Genomic DNA, 15,831 nt, shown 5'->3' on the forward strand with positions numbered 1-15,831 from the left:
CCGACTAACGAAGGGATCCACCGTGCAACTGCACCACGTTCGAGTTCACAAGAGCGACGAGAATCTGGCCCGCGAGGACCAGCTGGCCTGGAAGATCGCCGAGGTCGCCGCCGACCCCGCTCTGGTCTCCGAGGAAGTGACCGAGATGGTCATCAACCGCGTCATCGACAACGCCTCCGTTGCCGCGGCCAGCCTGACCCGTCGTCCAGTGATCGCCGCTCGCTCGCAGGCACTCTCGCACCCGCGTTCCAACGGTGGCGACGGCGCGACCGTGTTCGGCCTCGCGCCGGCTCGCCGGGTGTCCCCCGAATGGGCAGCCTGGGCGAACGGCGTCGCCGTGCGTGAACTCGACTATCACGACACGTTCCTGGCCGCAGAGTACTCGCACCCGGGTGATAACATCCCCCCGATCACCGCCGTCGCCCAGCACCTCGCCGCCTCTCGCGGCCTGACCGGCGGCGACCTGATTCGCGGCATCGCCACCGGCTACGAGATTCAGATCGACCTGGTGAAGTCGATCAGCCTGCACGCCCACAAGATCGACCACGTTGCCCACCTCGGCCCGTCCGTGGCCGCCGGCATCGGCACCCTGCTCGGCCTCGACAAGGAGATCATCTTCCAGGCCGTCGGCCAGGCGCTGCACACCACGACCGCAACCCGCCAGTCACGGAAGGGCGAGATCTCCAGCTGGAAGGCGCACGCCCCGGCATTCGCCGGCAAGATGGCCGTCGAGGCCGTTGACCGGGCCCTGCGCGGCGAGACCAGCCCAACGCCCATCTACGAGGGCGAAGACGGCGTCATCGCCTGGCTTCTCGACGGACCGGAGGGTTCCTACGACGTATCGCTGCCCAAACCCGGAAGCATCAAGCGCGCGATCCTGGACAGCTATACCAAGGAGCACTCGGCCGAGTATCAGGCGCAGGCCTGGATCGATCTCGCTCGCAAGCTACACAACGAGCACCCGGAGCTGCTCGTGGCCGGTGCGATCGAGAGCGTCGTGATCCACACCAGCCACCACACTCACTTCGTGATCGGCTCCGGCGCCAACGACCCGCAGAAGTATGACCCCACCGCGAGCCGCGAAACCCTCGACCACTCCATTCCGTACATCTTCACGGTGGCGCTGCAGGACGGCACCTGGAACCACGTCGATTCCTACAGCCCCGAGCGCGCGGGTCGACCCGACACCATCGCCCTCTGGAACACCGTCACCACGACCGAAGATGCGGAGTGGACGCGTCGCTACCACTCCCTCGACCCGGCCGAGAAGGCCTTCGGCGGTCGCGTGGAGATCGAACTGGCCAATGGAACCCGCCTGGTCGACGAGATCGCCGTCGCCGACGCGCATCCACTTGGCGCTCGCCCGTTTGCCCGCGCGGAGTACATCAACAAGTTCCGCACCCTGGCCGCGCCGGTGATGGAGGTGTCCGAGATCGAACGCTTCCTCGCGCTGGCCCAGCGCCTGCCCGAGCTTGGTGCTGCCGACCTCGGGGGCCTGACCATCGTGGCCAAGCCCGGACTGCTCTCCGGGGTCGCCACGCCGAACGGAATCTTCTAATGCTGTACGCCGGCACGACCGCCGCCGACAAGCGGATTGCCCTGCGCCAGGGCCTAAAAAGCGGCAAGATTTTGCGCTACCCCGGCGCGTTCAACCCGCTGTCTGCCAAGCTCATTCAGCAGAAGGGGTTCGAGGGCGTCTACATTTCGGGCGCCGTGCTCTCGGCTGACCTCGGCCTACCCGACATCGGCCTGACCACCCTCACCGAGGTGGCCAGCCGGTCGCAGCAGATCGCCCGCATGACCGACCTGCCGGCGATCGTCGACGCCGACACCGGGTTCGGCGAACCGATGAACGTGGCCCGTACCATCCAGACCCTCGAAGACGCCGGCCTGGCCGGCATGCACATCGAGGACCAGATCAACCCGAAACGCTGCGGTCACCTCGACGGCAAGCAGGTCGTGGATGCCGACACCGCGATCAAACGCATCCGCGCAGCGGTCGACGCGCGGCGGGACCCGAACTTTCTCGTGATGGCGCGCACGGACATCCGTGCCGTCGACGGGCTGGACGCGGCCGTCACGCGCGCCAAACAGCTGCAGGATGCCGGGGCCGACGCGATCTTTCCCGAAGCGATGGGCAGCCTGGCCGAGTTTGAAACGATTCGCGCTGCGGTGTCGGTGCCGATCCTCGCGAACATGACCGAGTTCGGCAAGGGCGAGCTGTACACCGTGCAGCAGCTCGAAAACGTGGGCATGAACCTGGTGATCTTTCCGGTGTCGCTGCTGCGCCTCGCCATGGGGTCGGCCGCCCGCGGACTCGACGCGATCGAAGAGACCGGCTCGCTCACCACGATGCTGCCGGAAATGCAGCACCGCGCGGACCTGTACGAGTTGCTCGATTATGCGTCGTACAGTCAGTTTGATTCGGGTATCTTCGATTTCACGTTGAACCCGCACATTTCGACGCCCAGTTCGACGCAGGCCTAAAGGAGCACAATGTCTGACACCCAAACTGTCGAACCACACATCTATAAGGGACTGACCGGCGTCGTCGTCGACACGACCGCGGTCTCCAAGGTCAACCCGGAGACCAACTCGCTGCTCTACCGGGGCTACCCGGTGCAGGAACTCGCGGCGAAGAAGAGCTTCGAAGAGGTCGCCTACCTGCTCTGGCATGGCGAACTGCCCACAGACCAACAGCTCGCCGACTTCGAGGCACTCGAACGTTCGCTGCGGCACATGAGCCCGGTGGTCAAGCGCATCATCGACGAGCTGCCGCTGACCGCGCACCCGATGGATGTCGTGCGCACCGCGGTGAGCGTCATCGGTGCGAGCGACCCCGACGCCGAGAATCCGTCGACCCAATCCGACCTCGACAAATCAATTCGTCTGTTCGCCCAGCTGCCGGCGATCGTCTCCTACGACCAGCGTCGCCGGCACGGCCTCGATTTGGTCGAGCCTCGCGACGATCTCGGCTACTCGGCGAACTTTCTGCACATGGCCTTCGGCGAGGTGCCGGAACTCGTCGTGGTCAACGCCTTCGACGTGTCGATGATCCTCTACGCCGAGCACTCCTTCAACGCGTCGACCTTCACCGCTCGGGTCATCACGTCCACCCTGTCCGACCTGTACTCGGCCGTGACCGGGGCGGTCGGGGCTCTTAAGGGTGCACTGCACGGCGGCGCGAACGAGGCCGTCATGCATACGTTCGCCGAGATCGGTCTCGAAGCCGGATCGGCGGCGCGGGCCGAACCGTGGCTGGAGAAGGCGCTCGCTGAGAAGCGCAAGATCATGGGCTTCGGGCACCGCGTCTACAAGAGCGGCGACTCGCGCGTGCCGACGATGCGGGCCTCGCTCGTCACCCTCGTGGAGCATTACCAGAAGCCGGAACTGCTCGAATTGTACGAAGCCCTCGAGACGGCGATGACGAACCGCAAGGCGATTCTGCCGAACCTTGACTATCCCTCGGGCCCGGCGTACCACCTGATGGGGTTCGACACCCTCACCTTCACACCGATCTTCGTGGCGGCGCGCATCACCGGGTGGACCGCGCACATTATGGAGCAGAAGAAGAGCAACGCGCTCATTCGTCCGCTGTCGGCCTATAACGGCGTCAATCAGCGGCAGGTGCCGTAGCGCTGTTCTTTTCAGAGCGGATGTCGCGCTGCCAGCTGGCAGCGCGGCATCCGCTGTGTGCGTAACGGGTCGGGATCTAGCTAGCATTGATGAATGACACTTGATGCCGAGGCCGTGCCCACTTCGCCCGCTATTGACCGCGAAATTCTGCAGTGGACCGACTTCGCTGAAGCGTCGCGCGAGTTGGCGACCCGAGTGCGGGAGAGCAGTTTTCACCCGGATGTCGTGATCGCCATCGCCCGCGGCGGCCTGCTGCTGGCCGGTGCCATCTCCTACGCGCTCGGCACCAAGAACTGCGGCAGCATCAACGTGGAGTTCTACACCGGCGTCGACGAGCGCCTGCCCGAGCCGGTGCTGTCGGCGCCGATGCTCGACGCACCGGCCCTGGCCGGCAAGAGGGTGCTGCTGGTCGACGACGTCTCCGACTCCGGCCACACCCTCGCGCTCGTCATGCGCCTGCTTGGCGAGACCGCCATGGAGGTGCGCACCGCGACGCTCTACACCAAGCCGCGCACCGTGCACGTGCCCGACTTCACCTGGCGCGAAACCGACAGGTGGATCGTGTTCCCCTGGTCGGCGCTGCCGCCGGTGCCGGGTGCGCCCGAGGATATTGCGCCCGAAGCGCTCGCCGACCTGACGGATGGGGTGCCCGCATGAGCGTGCACCTGGTCGGCGGCGGGGGAGACGCCGAGAGCGACTTTCCGGTCTTCGCGACGTTCCTGTCCGAGGTCACGGCTCAGGCTTTCACAGCCGACCGCGACGAACCGATCGTGGCGATCATCACCGTCGGCCCGGGCTCAGCCCACGCCGAAGAACTGGCCGCTGCTCTCGGGCTTACCGCCGAGGCTCGACTGACCGTGCTCGCCCCCGGCGACGTCGCGGCCCTCACCTCCGTGTCCGCGGTCGACGGTATCATCATCGGCGGCGGCGTGACCCCCGACTATCTCGCCGCACTGCTGCCGATCGCTGGGGAGATTCGCCGCCAGGTATCGGCCGGCGTGCCCTACCTCGGTTTCTCGGCCGGCGCCATGATCGCCGCCGAACGCGCCCTGATCGGTGGCTGGCGCATCGGCGGCGTCGAGGTCACGCCCCAGGACGTGTCGGAGGGCCTCGACGAGATCACCCTCGCCCAGGGCATCGGACTGCTCGACGTGACGGTGGACGTGCACGCCGCCCAGTCCGGCAGCCTGTCCCGCCTGATCGCCGCGACCGAGGCCGGCCTCATCGACGGCGGCCTCGCCATCGACGAGAACACCGTGCTCGTGGTCGGCGAGGGGGCCCTCCGCGTGCTCGGAGCCGGCAGTGTCTGGAACGTCAGCCAGGCCGATGGCGGCGTGCTCGTGAGCACCATCGGTGCCTGATCTGCCCACCTGATGGCGGTAATTCAGCGGATACGCCCGCTTCCGCGCACGCGCCGCTGCGCAGTGCGCTCGTGAACCTCGACGCCCTTGCGGCCAGCGGTGAGATCGACCCGGGGTGGGCGCGAGCACTCGCGCCCGTGGCCGATGACCTGGCTCGGGTTTCCGAGTTTTTGACGAGCGAACGGGCCGCCGGCCACGAGGTGTTACCAGCGCCGGAGCACCTGCTGCGTGCGTTCCGGCAGCCGTTCGACGCCGTGCGGGTGCTCATCGTCGGGCAGGATCCGTACCCCACTCCGGGGCATCCAATCGGTCTGGCCTTCGCCGTCAATGCCGACGTGCGGCCCGTTCCGCGCAGCCTCGGCAACGTCTTCACCGAACTCGGCACCGACCTGGGCCTGCCGCGCCCCGAGCACGGCGACCTCTCCGCCTGGTCGAACCAGGGCGTGCTGCTGCTCAACCGAGTGCTCAGCGTGCGGGCCGGCGCTGCCGGTTCGCATCGGCGGCACGGCTGGGAAACCGTGACCGACCAAGCCATTCGCGCCCTGGTGGGGCGGCGACATCCGCTCGTGGCGATTTTGTGGGGCAAGGATGCCGCAGCGCTCACGTCCCTGCTCGGCGACACACCCGTGCTCGAATCGGCGCACCCGAGCCCGCTGTCAGCCCGGCGAGGATTCTTCGGCTCGCGCCCGTTCAGCGCGGCCAACCGGTTGCTCACCGAGCAGGGGGCGGCTCCGGTTGCCTGGGAGCTTCCGGTAATCTGGAACCAACCAGAAAGGGGAGTGCCCGGTGCTTGAGGAAGAATACGAGCCTCGTCGTCGGCTGCCCCGCCACCTGCGGCCGGAAGTTGCCGCCGAGGCATCGTTCGAATACGAGATGCGCGAGGTGCGGGCGACCGATCTGCCGCACATTCGCGAGATCTACAACTACTACGTGGCCAACAGCACCGTCACCTTCGACGAGGATGCGATGACGCTCGCCGAGTGGCGCGACAAGTTCTACTACCTGAACAAGCAGGGCATGCCGTTCATCGTCGCGGTCTCGCCGGCCGGCCAGATTCTCGGGTATGCCCTGGTCAGCCCGTGGAAGCAGAAGAAGGCCTACCGCTTCACGGTGGAGAACTCGATCTACCTCGGCGCCGCATCGACGGGCAAGGGTCTCGGGCGCGAGCTGCTCGGCGAGCTGATCAAACGCTCCAAGGCGGCCGGCCTGAAAGAGATCATCGCCGTCATCGCCGACCAGGGAGCGGATGCCTCGATCAAGCTGCACCGCGACTTCGGCTTCGAGGAGATCGGCCGCATGGGCAAGGTCGGCTTCAAGTTCGAGCGCTGGCTCGGCACGATTCTGCTGCAGAAGAGCCTGAAGTAGCCCCTCTCTCGCGACCTGTCAGAGGCGGGGGGTGTTCAGGCGGCCCACCGCGTTGAGCACCGCGCGGCGGGGGTAGATGCTCGCGACCCGCGCGAGCACGGCGTTGCGCGTTCCGACCAGCACAACGGAAGGCGTCACCGAGCGGTCGAGCGCAGAGAAAGAGGCGCGCATGACTTCCTCTACGGTGAGCGGCGTCCCCTTCTTGCCGCCGCTGGTCTGGGCGACCTCGAAGAACTCGGTGTCGGCCGGGCCGGGGCAGATTGCGGTCACCTTGAGGCCGCTGGCCCTGGTCTCGTAGCTGACCGCCTCGGTGTAACTGAGCACATACGCCTTGGTCGCTCCGTAGACCGCCATGCGCGGCACCGGCTGGAACGCCGCCGTGCTGGCCAGATTCACCAGCGCCGCGGTGTGCGGATTCAGCGAGGCCGTCTCGACCAGGTCGGGCAGAAAAGCGTGGGTCAGCGCGGTCAGGGCGTGCACGTTGAGGGCCACCTGCTCACGTTCCCGCTTCTCGTCGGAGTCGAGCACGGTGCCGAAGGTCGCGAAGCCCGCATTGTTCACGAGCGTGCCAATGGTGATCGAACGCTCGCGCAGGTCGCGCACCAGCTCGGTGACGGCATCCGCTTCGGTGAGATCGAGCGGAATCACGGTGGAGACCGTGCCGTATTTCTCGGCCAGGTCGACAGCGAGGGCTTCGAGGCGGGCCTGACGACGGGCGACGAGAACGAGATCCGCGCCGCGCTCGGCGAGCTTGTGGGCGTATCCGACCCCGAGTCCACTCGACGCTCCGGTGATAAGCGCGGTGGTACCGATGGGGTTGTACAAAGCGCTGGCCATGGCTTGAGGCTAGCCTTACTGCGCGTGCATAACCAGTGTTGGCTGCCCGCCGGTCCCGGTCGAACTAAGCTCGGCACATGGCTGATCCACACGAATTGACCGCCCTGGAACAATGGCAGGCCCTGCAGAGCCGCGAAATCAGCCCGAGCGAACTCACCGAGCATTACCTCGGGCGCATCGAGAAATTCAACCCGGCGCTCGGCGCTTTCGTCACCGTCACCGCGGATGCCGCTCGTGCCAGGGCCCGGTTCGTCGAAGAACGGATGCCCCGCACCGCCCCGCTCTGGGGTCTCCCATTCGCCGATAAAGACCTGTACCTGCGCGCCGGGGTACACGCCGGGTTCGGGTCGCGCCTGTTCGACGGCTACGTACCCAACCAGTCCGACGACCTCGTTCAGGCGCTCGACAACGCCGGCGGGGTCAGCCTCGGCACGACCAACACCCCCGAATTCGGCCTGGCCTCCTACACCGAAAGCCTCGCAGCGCCGCCCGCGCGCACCCCGTGGAACCTCGCGCTCGGTGCCGGCGGATCCAGCGGCGGCGCCGCCGTCGCGGTCGCCGCCCGGCTGCTGCCGTTCGCGCCCGGCTCCGACGGCGGCGGGTCCATTCGCATTCCCGCTGCCGCCTGCGGACTGGTCGGGCTCAAGCCGAGCCGCGGGCGCGTGCCCGCCGCCTCCGGCATCGACAAGCTCGGCGGCCTCCCGGTCGGCGGCCCGCTCGCCCGCACCGTAGCGGATGCCGCGCTGCTGCTCGACGCCATGATCGCTCCCCGAGACGGTCACCCCGACCACCACTACGCCCTGCGCGCCCCCGGCGATGAAACGCCGCTGCTCGCGGCGGCGGTGCGCGGCGAAGGCCGGTTTCAGCTCGGCGTCATGACCACCTCGGCCTGGGATAACGACTACTCCATAGCGATCGCCCCCGAAGCGCAAGCCGCCCTCGACCTGGCCGTCGCAGGGTTCGCCGCCCTGCACCACGGGCTCGAAGAGACCGCTTTGAAGCCCGACGCCAGCTACGTGCCGGCGTTCCGCACCATCTGGCAGGCCGGAGCTGCCGGTATCCCGGCTGAAACCGAGGCCGAGATCGCCCTGCTCGAACCGCTGACCCAGTGGCTGCTGGCCCGCGGCCGCGCGCTCGGTGCCCGCGACCTGGCCGAGGCGCTCGCCGCACTGACCGCGTTTGAGCGGTCGTTCATTCACCAGTTGTCCAAATTCGATGCCGTGCTGACCCCGGCCATGGCCCTGACGCCGCGACCGGTCGGCTGGTACGACGCCGACGACGCCGAGGCCAACTTCGCCCAGCAGGTGCAGTACACGCCGTTTACCTCGATGATCAACGTGAGCGGGTTGCCGGCCATCGTGCTGCCGGTGCACCAGACCGACGACGGCCTGCCGATGGGCGTGCAGCTCATCGGCAGGCCGGGCGGCGAGGCCACGCTGCTCGCGCTCGGCGCGCAGCTGGAGCGGCGCATCCGCTGGCAGGATCGGGTGCCGCCCGAGCCGGCGTAACCCTGGCAGCCGGGGCTACTGTCGGGTGGACACCGGCCGCGACGGCCACCAGAACCGGTCATCGACCAGAAACACCAGCGCCGGCACGAGCACGGTGCGCACGACGAGGGTGTCCATCAGCACCCCGATGCAGACGATCACACCGATCTGGGTGAGGGCCACCACGGGAAGCACCCCGAGCACGGCGAACACCGCCGCGATCAGAATTCCGGCGCTCGTGATCACCGCGCCGGTCGACGAGAGCGCCCGCACCATGCCCTCGCGCGTGCCGTAGCGTTTGGCCTCTTCGCGGGCCCTGGTGGTCAGAAAGATATTGTAGTCCACACCGAGTGCCACCAAGAACAGGAACGCGAACAGTACGACGTTGGTGTCGAAGGCCTTGAAACCGAGCAGGTTCTGAAAAATCAGGTTCGAGGCGCCGAGGCTGGCGAAGAAGGTGCCGAGCACGGTCACGATGAGCAGCACCGGCGCCACGAGCGAGCGCAGCAGCAGCGCCAGAATCAGAAAGACGATGCCGAGGATCAGTGGCAGAATCAGGTCCTGGTCGCGTTCGGCCGTGGTTTTCGTGTCGAGGGCCGTGGCATCGCTGCCACCGACCAGCGATTGCGACACCGCGGCCGGGGCATCCGCTAACTCGGTGCGCAGCGCGGCGATGGCCGTGAAGGTTTGGTCGCTGCCCGGCTCGCTGTCAAGCGTGACATCGATGCGGGTGAGGCCGCCGGCGTTCTCGCCAGCCACAGCCGAGGAGACGCCAGGGGTTTTCAGTGCGACCGCTACGGCGTCGGCGGATGCCGCATCCGGCGCCAGCACAACGGTCTGGCTGGTCAGCCCAGCTGAAAAAGACGCATCCACGATGTCCTGTGCAACGACCGACTCCGGGTTGCCGAGCAACTGATCGGTCTGGCTCAGCCCGACGGCGGCGCCGTTCAGCCCGAACGCGAGCGACCCGATCGCGAGCACGGACACGACCGTGATGATCACCGGATGCTTCGACACGCCTCGGCCGAGCCTGGTCCAGAAGCCGGTGCGCGGGGCGGCGGCCCCTGCCTGCACCCGCGGAATGAACGGCCAGAACAGCCCGCGCCCGCACACTACGAGGGCGGCCGGCAGCACGAGCAGGGCGAACAGGATGGCGATGATCACGCCGATGGCGCAGGCGATGCCGAGCGCCCGGTTACCAGCCAGTTCGGCGAACACCAGGGTGGCCAGGCTCAGCGCGACCGTTCCGCCGCTCGCCGCGATCGCCGGGCCGGCGCTCGTCACGGCGGTGCGCATCGCCTGGTTGCGGTTCTCGGTGTGCAGCAATTCCTCGCGGTAGCGGGCCACGAGCAACAGGGCGTAGTTGGTGCCCGCGCCGAAGACCAGCACCGACAGGATGCCCGAGATCGACGCGTCGAGGGCGAAACCGAGCGGCTCGGCCAGCGCCCCGGCCACCTTGCCGGCCAGGCCGTCGGCCAGGCCGACCACGACGAGCGGCACGATCCAGAGCACCGGGCTGCGGTACGTCACGATCAGCAGCACAGCCACGACGACCACGGTCACCAGCAGCAGGCGAAAATCAGCTCCGGCGAAGGCATTGGTGATGTCCGCCTGAAAACCGACCGGCCCGGTGACATAGGCGTTCAGACCGCTGGGCATTCCGGCCGACGCCGTCGAACGAATGTCGGTGGCCGTGTTCTCGATATCGGCCGTTGCCGTCGCGGCCTGAAGTGGCATCACGCTCAGGGCGGCCTGGCCGTCCTCGCTGAACTGGGGAGTCGCTGCCCGGGGGGCGATCGACGCGGCACCGAGCTCCTCGGCGGCGGCGGTGATCGCGGTCTTGTCGGCCGGCGTTAGCGCGGCACCGTCGCGGCTCCAGACCACGATCGCCGCGGTCTGATCGGCCGAGGGAAACTCGGCGAGGAGCTTGGTGACCTGTGCGGCCTGGCTGCTTTCCGGCAACCCGGCGGCCGGAAAATCTGCGGATTCATTAGCCGGAAGCAGGGCGAACAACAGTCCGACGGCAATGATGGTACCGAGTAGAACCGCCCAGGCGGTGCGTTTGCCGGTGATGAAGCGTGAGATGGCGAGCACAGTTCCTCCCAGAACCTCGATAATCGCTATCCTAGCTAGGTAAACGAGGCTCCAAGATTGTTTTGAATTAATCAAAACAACTGCTAGGGTCGAAGTATGCCTTTGACCGATGCCAGCCACGATGACGCGGGGCTTCGCCTGGCCGCAGCCGACGCCGCCGCGCTGGCCGACAGCATCCGTTCTGCCGGTCTCAAGGTGACCGCGCCGCGGCTGGCGGTGCTGCGCGCCCTTACCGACAAGCCGCACTCCAACGCCGACGCCCTCTTCGGCGCGGTATATTCCGACCTGCCGGGCACGTCGTTGCAGGCGGTCTACGGGGTGCTCGCCTCGTTCACCGCCGCCGGGCTGGTGCGCAAGATCGAACCGGCCGGTTCGCCCGCGCTGTTCGAACGCCGAGTGGGCGACAACCACCACCACATCGTCTGCACCCGCTGCAGCGTGGTGCACGACGTGGACTGCGCCGTCGGCCACTCTCCCTGCCTTACTCCAGCGGATGCGCTCGGTTTCGACGTGCGCGCCGCCGAGGTCATCTACTGGGGCCTCTGCGCACGGTGCCAGGCCGACACTTTGGCCCCCTAAACTTCCCCCGACAACCTCGCGTTGCTGTTCACAATCAAGGAGCACCATGACTATCAAGCCCACAACAGACCAGACGGGAACGCCCGTCGCCAGCGACGCGCACTCCCTCACCGTCGGTGCCGACGGCGTTACCGCCCTGCACGACCGTTACCTGGTCGAGAAGCTCGCCCAGTTCAACCGCGAGCGCATTCCGGAGCGCATCGTGCACGCCAAGGGCGGCGGAGCGCACGGCGAGTTCGTCGTCACCGGCGACGTCTCCCAGTACACCCGCGCGGCCGTGTTCCAGCCGGGCACGAAGACCGAAACCCTGCAGCGCTTCTCCAGCGTCGCTGGCGAACAGGGTAGTCCAGACACCTGGCGCGATGTTCGCGGTTTTTCGGTGAAGTTCTACACGAGCGAGGGTAACTACGACATCGTCGGAAACAACACCCCGGTGTTCTTCATCCGCGACGGCATCAAGTTTCCCGACTTCATCCACTCGCAGAAGCGTCTGCCGGGCACGGGCCTCCGCGACGCGACCATGCAGTGGGACTTCTGGACGCTCTCCCCGGAGTCGGCACACCAGGTCACCTACCTCATGGGCGACCGCGGCCTGCCGCGCTCCTGGCGTGAGATGCCCGGCTTCGGTTCGCACACCTACCAGTGGATCAACGCGGCCGGCGAGCGCTTCTGGGTGAAGTACCACTTCGAATCCAACCAGGGCAACGTGGAGATGGAAGGCTCTGAGGCCGAGCTCATCGCGGGAGCGGATGCCGACTACTACCGTCGCGACCTCTCCGACGCCATCGCCGCCGGCAACTTCCCGTCCTGGAATGTCTCCGTGCAGGTCATGCCGTACGAGCAGGGCAACACCTACCGGTTCAACCCGTTCGACGTGACCAAGGTCTGGCCGCACGCCGACTTCCCGCTGATCCCGGTGGGCACCCACACCCTCAACCGCAACCCGGCGAACTTCTTCGCCGAGATCGAGCAGGCGGCGTTCTCGCCGGCCAACCTCGTTCCCGGAATCGCGGCGAGCCCCGACAAGATGCTCATGGCGCGCATCTTCTCCTACCCCGACGCTCAGCGCTACCGCGTGGGCACCAACTACGCGCAGCTGCCCATCAACGCTCCCACGAGCCCGGTGAACAACTACTCGCAGGACGGCGCGCAGCGTCACCACTTCAACTCAGCCGACCAGCCGAACTACGCGCCCAACTCCCTCGGCGGCCCCGTCGCCGACCCGGCTGCTGCCGGCGAGGGCGCCTGGGAGGGGGACGGTACGCTGCTGCGCGCCGCCGCGACCCTGCGCAGTGAAGACAGCGACTTCGGCCAGGCCGGAACGCTGTACCGCGAGATCTACGACGACGCCGCCAAGGCCCGGTTCCTCGACACCATCACCGGTGCCATCAGCGGTGTGACCCGTCCAGAGGTCACCGAGCGCGCTATCTGGTACTGGACTAGCGTCGACACCGACCTCGGTGCCAAGCTGCGCGCGAACCTCGCCGTGTTCGCCGAAGCCGCTGCCGTTGACGCGGAGTACGTCGCCGCGAAGTAGCACGTCTCGGTTGATCACAACCGCCCGGCCTGTTCGCAGGCCGGGCGGTTTCGTGCATCCGCTCGCGCTAGCGGATATAGCCGCCGTTTTTCAGGCCGGCTTCGATCTCGAAGCGGTTCGTGAGCGGATTGCGCCCGGCGACCGCGTAGAGCAGAGGAAAGACCATGCCGAAGCGCTGCCACTGGCGTTTGTGCACGGCCTCGTGCTCGAGCACGGCCGCGGTGACGTTCTGGTTGGTGAGGTAGCAGCCGCCCACACAGGAGCCGCCGCGTCCGAAGGTCCACGGCGGCATGCCGCGAAACACGAACAGTCCGGCCCGTTTTTCGACCCGCCCGGTGCTCCAGATCGAGCCCCAGACCAGCCCGAATGCGGTTGCGTACAGGAAGCCGGCGCGGCTGAACGGTGAATCGAAGAGGAGGCGGCGCATCCGCTCAGCCTAATTCTTCCGCCCGTCGTTCTCGGTGAACCCGGGACGACCGTAGGCCTCGAGCAGGCGCAGCCACACCTCGCTAAGAGTGGGGTAGCTCGGGACCGCGTGCCACAGCCGGTTGATCGGAACCTCGCCAACGATGGCGACCGTGGCCGAGTGCAGCAGTTCGGCGACGTCCTGCCCGACGAAGGTGACGCCGAGCAGCACCTCCCGGTCGAGGTCGACGATGGCCCGGGCCTTGCCGACGTAGCCGACTGCGAGCACCGCGGAGCCACCCAGGTTGGCCAGGTCGTAGTCCAGGATGCGGATGCGATATCCCGCCTTCACAGCGGATGCCGCGGTCAGTCCCACCGACGCCACCTCCGGGTCGGTGAAGGTCACCTGAGGAACGGCGGCGTGGTCGGCCGTCGCCACGTGAGCGCCCCACGGTGCGTTATCGACCGGGGTGCCGGCCGCGCGAGTCACGATGGCATCGCCGGCCGCGCGGGCCTGGTACTTGCCCTGGTGGGTGAGGAGCGCCCGGTGGTTGACATCGCCGGTGGCGTAGAGCCAGTCGCCAGCGAGCGTTGGGGAGTCGCCCTGCACGAGCAGCGTGTCGTCGACGGCGAGCCAGTCGCCGCCGTTGAGGCCGACGGTGTTGAGGCCGAGGTCCTGGGTGCGCGGCGTGCGGCCGATGGCCACGAGTACTTTCTCGGCTGTCACCGTGCTGCCGTCGTCGAGGGTGAGCGTGACAGCGCCGCCTTCGCGGTGCGCCTCGGTGGTGGAGGGCCCGACGAGCACGGTGACGCCGTTCTCGATCAAGGCGGCGGTGACGAGTTCGCCGGCGAACGGCTCCTGGCCGCCGAGCAGGGGGCTGCGGGCGATGACGGTCACCGCCGACCCGAGCGAGGCGTATGCGGCGGCCATCTCGGCGGCGACGACACCGCCGCCGATCACGGCCAGGCGGGGTGGAATCTGCTGGGCGCTCGTCGCGTCCCGGCTGGTCCAGGGGTCAATGTCTGTCAGCCCGGGGATATCGGGCAGCAGCGCCGCCGACCCGGTGCTGATGACGACGGCGTGGGTGGCGGTGAGAACGGTCACCGCGCCATCCGCTTGCGTCACGGTGACTTCTTTGATGCCGGTAAGGCGGGCGTGGCCGCGTACCAGGGCAATGCCGGCGGAGTCGAGCCACTTGGCCTGGCCGTCGTCTTTCCAATTGCTCGCAATGGAATCGCGTTGTTTCAGGGCGGCGCGCACGTCGACGGTACCGGTGACGGCCTCGGCGGCGCCGGGTACCCGGCGGGCTGCCGCGAGGGCGGCGCCGCTGCGCAGCAACACTTTCGACGGCATGCAAGCCCAGTAGGAGCATTCGCCCCCGACCAGGTCGCTCTCGACGACGACCGTGGTGAGGCCGCCCTGCGCGGTGCGATCGGCGACGTTCTCGCCGACAGCGCCGCCGCCGATCACGATGACGTCGTAGCTCTGACTCGACATTGAATCTCCTTGACGGGGGGTGGCGGTGTGCGGGTTTGGAGTAGCCTACCCGAGGTTCTGGCGAATGAGTTGGTCGCCTCGGCGGCTCCGGGCCCACCTTCTGGCCTTGGGCCCAGTTTATAAACTGGGCCCAAGGACGGGGCCTGGGCCCCGTCCCAAAAGGGAGGGGTCAGCGGCCCACGAAGATGGCGGGGGTTCGGGTGAGAAAGGACTGCATGCCGATTAGGGAGTCCTCGGTTTGCACCAGGCGGGCGAGGGCGGGCTGCAGCGCTGCCTCAGCGGATGCCGCCCCCTCCCGCTCTGCCAACCGCGCGTTGGCGAGGGTGGCCTGGATGGCGAGGGGAGCCTGGGCGGCGATCTTGTCGGCGAGCTCGAGGGCGCGGTCGACCTGGGTGCCGTCGGGCACGATCTCCTGCACGAGTCCCATTCGGTGGGCCTCGGTGGCGTCGAACAGGTCGCCAGTGAGCAGCCAGCGCATGGCATTGCCCCAACCCGCCGTGCGCGGAAACCGAATGGTCGCCCCGCCGAACGGCAGGATTCCCCGGGCCACCTCGATCTGCCCGAACTTCGTGGATTGCGCGGCGACCACGATGTCGCTCGCGAGCATCAGCTCGATTCCGAGGGTGAGACAGGTGCCCTGCACGGCGATGACGACCGGTTTGCTCACCGAAATGCCATCCACTTGCCACGGATTGATGCCGCCCTCCGGCACCATGTCGAGTCCGTTCGGGCCGAGCCTCGGGCCGATATCGGCGAGGTCCAGCCCGGCGGTGAAGTGCTCGCCGACCGCGTAGATCAGTCCGACGCGCAGTTCGGGGTCGCGGTCCAGCTCCCCGTAGGCGAGTGACAGCTGCTGCAGCAGGGCGAAATCGGCGGCATTGCGTTTCTCGGGCCGGTTCAGCCCGATCAGCAGAATGTGGCCGCGGCGTTCGGTGAGAATGCGGGGCTGGTCGGTCATGCGGGCCTCCATTGGCTGGTGTGAATTCTGACTCGTGTGAAATCCTGCGGTCCTGACCGGACTGTATGGTCCTG

General features: G+C 67.5%; 15 protein-coding genes. 10 read left to right on the forward strand and 5 right to left on the reverse strand.

From position 1 onward, the window contains the following. The first annotated feature begins 22 nt into the window (after positions 1-22). The 7 genes from BLS91_RS09980 (at position 23) to BLS91_RS10010 (ending at position 6,362) form a co-directional block, all read left to right on the forward strand. On the forward strand, positions 23-1,558 hold the full coding sequence (locus BLS91_RS09980) for an MmgE/PrpD family protein (RefSeq protein WP_092340578.1): 1,536 nt from the start codon (positions 23-25) through the stop codon (positions 1,556-1,558). Further along, entirely contained in the window at positions 1,558-2,487 is a 930-nt protein-coding gene (prpB, locus tag BLS91_RS09985) for a methylisocitrate lyase (RefSeq protein WP_092340579.1), read from the forward strand. Before BLS91_RS09980 ends, prpB begins: the two co-directional genes overlap by 1 nt. 9 nt (positions 2,488-2,496) lie before the next feature. Continuing rightward, entirely contained in the window at positions 2,497-3,636 is a 1,140-nt protein-coding gene (locus BLS91_RS09990) for a bifunctional 2-methylcitrate synthase/citrate synthase (protein WP_092340580.1), read from the forward strand. 93 nt (positions 3,637-3,729) lie between these two features. Further along, a complete protein-coding gene (locus BLS91_RS09995; RefSeq protein ID WP_092340581.1) occupies positions 3,730-4,293 on the forward strand; it encodes a phosphoribosyltransferase in 564 nt (187 codons plus the stop codon). Then, positions 4,290-4,997: a Type 1 glutamine amidotransferase-like domain-containing protein gene (locus tag BLS91_RS10000; protein ID WP_092340582.1), complete on the forward strand. Its 708-nt coding sequence runs from the start codon at positions 4,290-4,292 to the stop codon at positions 4,995-4,997. Before BLS91_RS09995 ends, BLS91_RS10000 begins: the two co-directional genes overlap by 4 nt. A gap of 71 nt (positions 4,998-5,068) precedes the next feature. Continuing rightward, a complete protein-coding gene (locus BLS91_RS10005) occupies positions 5,069-5,791 on the forward strand; it encodes a uracil-DNA glycosylase (protein WP_092340583.1) in 723 nt (240 codons plus the stop codon). Continuing rightward, positions 5,784-6,362, forward strand: a complete 579-nt coding sequence (locus BLS91_RS10010; RefSeq protein ID WP_174774951.1) for a GNAT family N-acetyltransferase — start codon at positions 5,784-5,786, stop codon at positions 6,360-6,362. The genes BLS91_RS10005 and BLS91_RS10010 overlap by 8 nt, the downstream gene beginning before the upstream one ends. 18 nt (positions 6,363-6,380) lie before the next feature. Here BLS91_RS10010 and BLS91_RS10015 read toward each other — a convergent pair whose 3' ends face one another. After that, positions 6,381-7,199, reverse strand: coding sequence for an SDR family NAD(P)-dependent oxidoreductase (locus BLS91_RS10015; RefSeq protein ID WP_092340584.1), 819 nt, complete (start codon positions 7,197-7,199; stop codon positions 6,381-6,383). A 77-nt stretch (positions 7,200-7,276) separates the two neighbouring features. Here BLS91_RS10015 and BLS91_RS10020 point away from each other — a divergent pair, with 77 nt between their 5' ends. After that, positions 7,277-8,707, forward strand: a complete 1,431-nt coding sequence (locus BLS91_RS10020; protein ID WP_092340585.1) for an amidase — start codon at positions 7,277-7,279, stop codon at positions 8,705-8,707. Between the two features lie 15 nt (positions 8,708-8,722). Here the strand turns inward: BLS91_RS10020 and BLS91_RS10025 are convergent, their stop codons facing one another. Then, positions 8,723-10,780, reverse strand: coding sequence for an MMPL family transporter (locus BLS91_RS10025; protein ID WP_092340586.1), 2,058 nt, complete (start codon positions 10,778-10,780; stop codon positions 8,723-8,725). Positions 10,781-10,876: 96 nt separating this feature from the next. Between BLS91_RS10025 and BLS91_RS10030 the strand changes: the two genes are divergently transcribed. Together BLS91_RS10030 and BLS91_RS10035 are read left to right on the forward strand one after the other, a co-directional pair. Next, positions 10,877-11,359, forward strand: coding sequence for a Fur family transcriptional regulator (locus BLS91_RS10030; protein WP_092340587.1), 483 nt, complete (start codon positions 10,877-10,879; stop codon positions 11,357-11,359). Between the two features lie 46 nt (positions 11,360-11,405). Next, a complete protein-coding gene (locus tag BLS91_RS10035; RefSeq protein ID WP_092340588.1) occupies positions 11,406-12,896 on the forward strand; it encodes a catalase in 1,491 nt (496 codons plus the stop codon). A gap of 67 nt (positions 12,897-12,963) precedes the next feature. Here the strand turns inward: BLS91_RS10035 and BLS91_RS10040 are convergent, their stop codons facing one another. The 3 genes from BLS91_RS10040 to BLS91_RS10050 all read right to left on the reverse strand — a co-directional run bounded on the left by BLS91_RS10040 (position 12,964) and on the right by BLS91_RS10050 (position 15,757). After that, a complete protein-coding gene (locus BLS91_RS10040; protein WP_092340589.1) occupies positions 12,964-13,323 on the reverse strand; it encodes a Fe-S oxidoreductase in 360 nt (119 codons plus the stop codon). Positions 13,324-13,332: 9 nt separating this feature from the next. Then, the gene (locus BLS91_RS10045; RefSeq protein WP_092340590.1) at positions 13,333-14,799 is read right to left on the reverse strand and encodes a dihydrolipoyl dehydrogenase family protein; all 1,467 of its coding nucleotides are present in this window, start codon (positions 14,797-14,799) and stop codon (positions 13,333-13,335) included. Between the two features lie 169 nt (positions 14,800-14,968). Next, positions 14,969-15,757: a crotonase/enoyl-CoA hydratase family protein gene (locus tag BLS91_RS10050; RefSeq protein WP_092340774.1), complete on the reverse strand. Its 789-nt coding sequence runs from the start codon at positions 15,755-15,757 to the stop codon at positions 14,969-14,971. Positions 15,758-15,831 lie beyond the last annotated feature (74 nt).

This window comes from Cryobacterium flavum (assembly GCF_900103805.1).
Lineage (GTDB): Bacteria > Actinomycetota > Actinomycetes > Actinomycetales > Microbacteriaceae > Cryobacterium > Cryobacterium flavum.

Bases quoted from the DNA above. Each gene is read 5' to 3' on its own strand.
- prpB (WP_092340579.1), top strand. From the start codon at position 1,558: ATGCTGTACGCCGGCACGACCGCCGCCGACAAGCGGATTGCCCTGCGC.
- BLS91_RS09990 (WP_092340580.1), top strand. From the start codon at position 2,497: ATGTCTGACACCCAAACTGTCGAACCACACATCTATAAGGGACTGACC.
- BLS91_RS09995 (WP_092340581.1), top strand. From the start codon at position 3,730: ATGACACTTGATGCCGAGGCCGTGCCCACTTCGCCCGCTATTGACCGC.
- BLS91_RS10000 (WP_092340582.1), top strand. From the start codon at position 4,290: ATGAGCGTGCACCTGGTCGGCGGCGGGGGAGACGCCGAGAGCGACTTT.
- BLS91_RS10015 (WP_092340584.1), bottom strand. From the start codon at position 7,199: ATGGCCAGCGCTTTGTACAACCCCATCGGTACCACCGCGCTTATCACC.
- BLS91_RS10020 (WP_092340585.1), top strand. From the start codon at position 7,277: ATGGCTGATCCACACGAATTGACCGCCCTGGAACAATGGCAGGCCCTG.
- BLS91_RS10030 (WP_092340587.1), top strand. From the start codon at position 10,877: ATGCCTTTGACCGATGCCAGCCACGATGACGCGGGGCTTCGCCTGGCC.
- BLS91_RS10035 (WP_092340588.1), top strand. From the start codon at position 11,406: ATGACTATCAAGCCCACAACAGACCAGACGGGAACGCCCGTCGCCAGC.
- BLS91_RS10040 (WP_092340589.1), bottom strand. From the start codon at position 13,323: ATGCGCCGCCTCCTCTTCGATTCACCGTTCAGCCGCGCCGGCTTCCTG.
- BLS91_RS10045 (WP_092340590.1), bottom strand. From the start codon at position 14,799: ATGTCGAGTCAGAGCTACGACGTCATCGTGATCGGCGGCGGCGCTGTC.
- BLS91_RS10050 (WP_092340774.1), bottom strand. From the start codon at position 15,757: ATGACCGACCAGCCCCGCATTCTCACCGAACGCCGCGGCCACATTCTG.